This is a genomic window from Tullyiplasma multilocale ATCC 49900 (assembly GCF_000483165.1).
Lineage (GTDB): Bacteria > Bacillota_I > Bacilli_A > Mycoplasmatales > Mycoplasmataceae > Tullyiplasma > Tullyiplasma multilocale.
The window spans coordinates 1-2,923 of sequence record NZ_AXXW01000011.1 but is presented as its reverse complement, the minus strand read 5'-3'; the positions used below and the strand labels follow the sequence as shown (position 1 = coordinate 2,923).

Annotated in this window: 2 rRNA genes; both read left to right on the top strand. The window is 46.1% G+C overall.

Annotation, left to right across the window (positions count from 1 at the left end):
• Positions 1–885, top strand: a 16S ribosomal RNA gene (locus tag G319_RS0102865); the annotation flags it as partial.
• A 260-nt stretch (positions 886–1,145) separates the two neighbouring features.
• Positions 1,146–2,923 (top strand): 23S ribosomal RNA (locus G319_RS0102860); the annotation flags it as partial.

Sequence of the window (2,923 nt, the reverse complement as noted above, 5' to 3'; positions counted from 1 at the left end):
ACTAGAATACAAGAGAGGTAAGCGGAATTCCATGTGTAGCGGTGAAATGCGTAGATATATGGAAGAACACCTGTGGCGAAAGCGGCTTACTGGCTTGTTATTGACGCTGAGGCACGAAAGCGTGGGGAGCAAATAGGATTAGATACCCTAGTAGTCCACGCCGTAAACGTTGAGTACTAAGTGTCGGGGGTTATACCTCGGTGCTGCAGCTAACGCATTAAGTACTCCGCCTGAGTAGTATGCTCGCAAGAGTGAAACTCAAAGGAATTGACGGGGACCCGCACAAGTGGTGGAGCATGTGGTTTAATTCGAAGCAACACGAAGAACCTTACCAGGGCTTGACATCCAATGCAACGGTATAGAGATATATCCGAGGTTAACATTGAGACAGGTGGTGCATGGTTGTCGTCAGTTCGTGCCGTGAGGTGTTGGGTTAAGTCCCGCAACGAACGCAACCCTTGTCGTTAGTTACTAACATTAAGTTGAGGACTCTAACGAGACTGCTAGTGTAAGCTAGAGGAAGGTGGGGATGACGTCAAATCATCATGCCCCTTATGTCCTGGGCTACACACGTGCTACAATGGCCGATACAAAGAGTCGCAATCTCGCGAGGGGGAGCTAATCTCAAAAAGTCGGTCTCAGTTCGGATTGGAGTCTGCAACTCGACTCCATGAAGCCGGAATCACTAGTAATCGCGAATCAGCTATGTCGCGGTGAATACGTTCTCGGGTCTTGTACACACCGCCCGTCACACCAGGAGAGTTGGTAATACCAGAAGTAGGTAGCTTAACCGTAAGGAGAGCGCTTCCCAAGGTAGGATTAGCGATCGGGGTGAAGTCGTAACAAGGTATCCGTACGGGAACGTGCGGATGGATCACCTCCTTTCTATGGAGTAAAATTTAAAAAGCAGAGTGAAACTGCTTTGACTGTTTCTGTTCTATTTAGTTTTCAGAGGTTATTAATTTAACTTCTGAAAAGATTGTTCTTTGAAAACTGAATATTAGATGAAAAATCAATTTTCCTTGTCGTTTTATTACGGCAAGAAAAAGTGAAGAATTTTTATATATGAATTTATTCATATACTTCAAATTCGACATCAGTTATAAAAAACTAAAATTATGTTATAAATTGCAAATAGATTTTTTCTAAAAAATAGTAAGGGCATATGGTGAATGCCTTGGAAAATGGAGCCGAAGAAGGACGTGACTACCTGCGAAAAGCATCGGGGAGCTGGAAGTGAGCTTAGATCCGGTGATGTCCGAATGGGGAAACCTAGTACGATTAATCTCGTATTGTCCACAACTGAATACATAGGTTGTGAGTCGGGAACCTTGGGAACTGAAACATCTTAGTACCAAGAGGAAAATAAAATAAATAATGATTCTGTTAGTAGCGGCGAGCGAACGCGGAACAGGCCAAACCAGTCTACGGGCTGGGGTTGTAGGACTTCTGTTAGAGTTACAAAGTCGATGTATAGTAGAAGCTACTGGGAAGTAGCGCCACAGAGGGTGATAGCCCCGTATACGAAATGCATCGACCTCGAGGAAGTATCCTGAGTACGGCGAAACACGTGAAATTTTGTCGGAATCTGCCGGGACCACCCGGTAAGCCTAAATACTCCCATTTTACCGATAGTGAACCAGTACCGTGAGGGAAAGGTGAAAAGTACCCCGAGAGGGGAGTGAAATAGTTCCTGAAACCATATGCTTACAAGAAGGTAGAGCCCGTTAATGGGTGATACCGTGCTTTTTGTAGAAAGAGCCGGCGAGTTACTATAACGTGCAAGGTTAACCAGACTAAATGGGGAGCCGTAGTGAAAGCGAGCCTTAATAGGGCGTTGAGTACGTTGTAGTAGACACGAAACCGGGTGATCTAGCCATGAGCAGGTTGAAGTTAGGGTAAAACCTAATGGAGGACCGAACCTACGTTCGTTGAAAAGACCGAGGATGACTTGTGGCTAGCGGTGAAATTCCAATCGAACCCGGAGATAGCTAGTTCTCCCCGATATATCTTTAAGGATAGCGTCGCAATTAAACCTATGGAGGTAGAGCACTGAATCTATGATGGCTGCACCTAGCGGTACTGAATAGAATTAAACTCCGAATGCCATAGGCCTATTGTGCGGCAGTCAGAACATGGGTGATAAGGTCCATGCTCGTGAGGGAAACAGCCCAGATCGTCAGCTAAGGTCCCTAAATGTATACTAAGTGTGTAAGGATGTGAAATTGCACAGACAGCTAGGATGTTGGCTCAGAAGCAGCCATCATTTAAAGAGTGCGTAACAGCTCACTAGTCGAGTGATTTTGCGCCGAAAATGTACCGGGGCTTAAGTATACTACCGAAGCTACGGATTGCGCTTTATGCGCAGTGGTAGGGGAGCGTTCTAAGGGCGATGAAGTTGGACCGTGAGGACCAGTGGAGCGCTTAGAAGTGATTATGCCGGCATGAGTAACGTTTGGAGGTGAGAATCCTCCATGCTATTTGATCAAGGTTTCCTGGGCAAGGTTCGTCCACCCAGGGTTAGTCAGGACCTAAGGCGAGGCCGATAGGCGTAGTCGATGGACAACAGGTTGATATTCCTGTACTAGTTAATGAGTGATGGAGTGACGGAGAAAGATAGTGTGACCCGGGCGTTGGTTGTCCCGGGCTAAGCGCAAAGGTGGTAGAGTTGGCAAATCCGCTCTATATTCAACATTGAAGCGTTATGGGGAGTGAACGGTTCGCCTAGTAACGAAGCACATGACTCTATGCTTCCAAGAAAAGCTTCTAACTTAATCATTAATTACCTGTACCTAGAACGAACACACGTGATCAAGGAGAAAATCCTAAGGCAAGCGAGATAACTATAGCTAAGGAACTCTGCAAAATGACTCCGTAACTTCGGAAGAAGGAGTGCTCAACCCGTTGGGGATTGAGCCGCAGT